The organism is Verrucosispora sp. SN26_14.1, from assembly GCF_004307965.1.
Classification (GTDB): Bacteria; Actinomycetota; Actinomycetes; order Mycobacteriales; family Micromonosporaceae; genus Micromonospora.
The window spans coordinates 1-3325 of record NZ_SISL01000578.1 but is presented as its reverse complement, the minus strand read 5'-3'; the positions used below and the strand labels follow the sequence as shown (position 1 = coordinate 3325).

The 3325-nt window shown below is 71.8% G+C and carries 3 protein-coding genes and 1 pseudogene; all 4 read left to right on the top strand.

Features of this window, described 5'->3' with window-relative positions; all coding sequences use genetic code 11:
• On the top strand, positions 1–1403 hold a 1403-nt coding region (locus EYA84_RS29365), incomplete at its 5' end, for a phenylacetate--CoA ligase family protein (protein WP_131057298.1).
• Between the two features lie 2 nt (positions 1404–1405).
• Positions 1406–1846, top strand: coding sequence for a DUF4188 domain-containing protein (locus EYA84_RS29360; RefSeq protein ID WP_131057296.1), 441 nt, complete (start codon positions 1406–1408; stop codon positions 1844–1846).
• Complete coding sequence (locus tag EYA84_RS29355) at positions 1843–2931, top strand: hypothetical protein (protein ID WP_131057294.1); 1089 nt, start codon at positions 1843–1845, stop codon at positions 2929–2931. The genes EYA84_RS29360 and EYA84_RS29355 overlap by 4 nt, the downstream gene beginning before the upstream one ends.
• A pseudogene (locus EYA84_RS29350) lies at positions 2932–3325 on the top strand (nitroreductase); the annotation flags it as partial.

Below are 3325 nucleotides of genomic sequence, written 5' to 3'. Positions count from 1 at the left end.
ACCCGCTCCTGGACCGGCTGGCGGCGGCGAACGCCCAGGCGGTCTGCGAACGGGCCGCCCGGCAGGTCCCCGCGTACCGGTCCTTCCTGCGCACCCGCCCGGCCCGCACCCGCCGCCGCCTGGCCGACTTCCCGGAGACCGACAAGCACGGGTACGTGACCGCCTACGGCGCCGCCGCACGGTGCTGGCACGGACGCATGCCGTCCCGAGGTGTGGTGGTCGACGAGTCGGCCGGCTCGTCCGGGCGGCCGTTCAACTGGCCCCGGGGGGACCACGAGCTGCGCGCGGTGCACCGGGACATCGCCGGCTACACCGGGCTGGTCTTCCCGATGCGTCGACCGTTCGTCATCAACGCGTACTCGATGGGGGCCTGGGCCACCGGGACCACGACCGGCGCGGCGATGTCCCGGATCGCGGTCGTGAAGAACACCGGGCCGGACCTCGGGAAGATCGTCGACACGCTGCACGAGTTCGGCCCCGACTACGACTACCTGGTGACCGCCTACCCGCCGTTCCTCAAGCACCTGCGGGACCGGCTCGACGCCGGTGGCTTCGAGTGGGGGAAGTACCGCGTCTTCGCCAGTTGCGGGGGCGAGGGCATGACCGAGGCGCTGCGCGACTACCTGGAGCAGCGGTTCGCCCTGGTCCGCTCCGCGTACGGGGCGTCGGACCTGACCATCGGCATCGGTGCCGAGACCCGGTTCACGGTGTGGCTGCGGCGGCGGTTGCAGACCGACCGTGGGCTGCGGGCCGAGCTGCTCGGCGCCGACGAGCAGCGGTTGCCGATGGTGTTCCAGTACAACCCGTTCGCCACCTATCTGGAGACGAACGACCGTCGGGAGCTGGTGTGCACGGTCACCGGCGACGTACTCCAGCCCCGGCTGCGCTACAACGTCGGCGACGAGGCGGTGCTGGTGCCGTACCAGCGGATCGTGGAGTTGGCGCACGCCGACCCGGTCCGCCGGGCCGAGTTCCGCACGGCCGTCTCGGTGGAGCGGATGACCCTGCCGGTGCTGCTGCTGTTCGGCCGGCGCGACTCCACCGTGTCCTACCTGGGGGCCAACCTGTACCCCCAGGACGTCGAGTACGGCCTCTACACCGGCAACCCGCACGCCGCCGAGATCAACCGCTTCTGCCTGACCCTGGTCGAGGACGCGTCGCTGGAGACCCGACCCGTGATCCACATCGAACTGCGCCGCCCGCTGGCCGCGCCGGAGCGCGACGCACTCGTCGCCGCCTGCCGCAGCGGGGTACGTCGGCATCTCACCTCGGTCTCCCGGGACTTCGCGCAGTCGCTGCTCGAAGACCCGACCGCCGGTGACCTGCGGGTGGAGCTGCACGAGCCGGGAAGTGGCCCGTTCGCCGGCGAACAGAAGATCAAGAACGTCTACCTGGTGAGGTGATCATGCGTACCCGTGACTTCTCCCGCGCGCCCGCGCAGGCCCGCGCCGGCGCCATGTTCATCGGCGGGACCCGCTACGCCAACCCGCTGGTGCTGCTGCGGCTCGCCCCGGACTGGTTCCGGATGGTCCGCGACATGCGCCGGATGTCCGGCTACTGCTGGCACACCGTCTACTGGCAGTTCCCCCTCACGCTCGGCACGATCGCGTTCTTCACCGACCGCGACGCGATGTTGCGCTTCGCGCGGACCCGGCACCACCGGCGGTTGATGGTGTGGCTGACCGACGGCACCCGCAACGCCACCGCCGGATTCATCCGGCTCTACTCGGCCTCGCCGGACGGGTACTCCAACGGCACCTGGCGGGCCGAGGCGCCGCAGATGGGCCACATCGAGACGTTCACTCCGCTCGGCGCGGAGACGACCGGCCCGGCGGTGATCCGGTGAGTTCCGGTGCGTACCGCTTCGAACGGGTCACCTGCCGCCGTGGCCTGCGGGAGTTCCTCGGGCTCGCCGACCGCCTCTACGCCGACGAGCCGCGCCACGTGCCCATCCCCCGCCAGCAGATCCGGCAGTGGTGGCAGGACGGCATACCGATGTACGTGCTGCGGGACACCGCCGGCACGGTGGTCGGCCGGACCACCCTGCACATCGACGCGGCCTTCGACGCCAAGATCGGCCGCCGGTGCCAGCTCTTCGGGCTGACCGAGTTCACCGCCCCGGCCGCCCGACCGCTGTTCGACGCGATCTCCGCGCACGCCGATCCCGACCGGGACCTGCTCTTCGGCCCGGTGGCGCTGCTGCCCAACCAGGCCGGTGGCGTGATCACCTCCGGGTACGCGGAACGCGGCTTCGTCGACAGCGCCTGGAACCCGGCGCACTACGCCGCCGCCTACGAGGCGTACGGGTTCCAGCGCCGGTTCGAGTCCGACACCTGGATCTGCCCGGTGCCCACCCCGGCCGAGCCGGCGCCCCCGGTGCGCGTGGATCCGGACGGGGCGCGGATCGAGCTGCACCGGGGCGACGTACGGCGTCTCGACGACCAACTCGACCTGCTTCGCGGCATGCTGAACGACTCCTTCGCCCAGCTCGGGTACTACACCCCGATCTGCGCCTGGCAGCTCCGGCGGCAGACCGACGGGCTGGCGTACCTGCTGGACGAGTCGTTGCTGCTCTATCTGACGCGGGACGGTCAGCCGGTGGCGTTCACGCTCTGCGTACCGGACATCAGCGAGTTCATGGTGGCCGTCCGGGGCGACCTGCACCTGGTCAACCAGATCCGGCTGCTCGGCACCCGCCGCCGCTACCGGCGGGAGGCGGTGCTGATCGTCAAGGGCGTGGTCCCGGAGTACCAGGGGCGCGGCTACCAGCGGCTGCTCTCCACGCACCTGCACCACAACCTGCACACCGCCGGCTACACCGCGCTGCGCAGCACCTACGTCGGTCGGGACAACCCGGCGTCGGCGGCCCAGTACCGGCGGCTCGGTGGCCGCCCGCTGCACGGCTACACCTTCTATGCCAAGGAGCGGTAGGTGGACGTCGCCGCGTTCCGCGCGCTCGAACCACTGTGCTGGCGGGCGCCGAGCGCGCACAACACCCAGCCGTGGCGGCTGCGCTACGAGCCCGGACAGATCCGGGTCGGGTGGGACCCGGCGTACACCCTGCCGGCGGCCGACCCCACCGGCCGCGACCTGTGCCTCTCCCTGGGCGCGTTCGTGGAGACCTGCCTGATCGTCGCCGCCGACGCCGGCCTGCCGATGGAGTACGTCGCCGACCACGACGACCCGTGGGTGGGGCGGTTCCGGTCGGCGCCGAGCCGCTACCCGACGCCCTTCCGCACCACCGAGGTCTGGGATCGGCGTACCCATCGGGGCGGTTTCGTCGGCGGGCCGGACAGCGACGCGCTCGCGGCGGTGGACGCGGTCG

What these genes read in the sequence shown, in the direction of transcription:
- EYA84_RS29360 (WP_131057296.1), top strand. Translation starts at nt 1,406, where the DNA reads ATGCGTACCCGTGACTTCTCCCGCGCGCCCGCGCAGGCCCGCGCCGGC.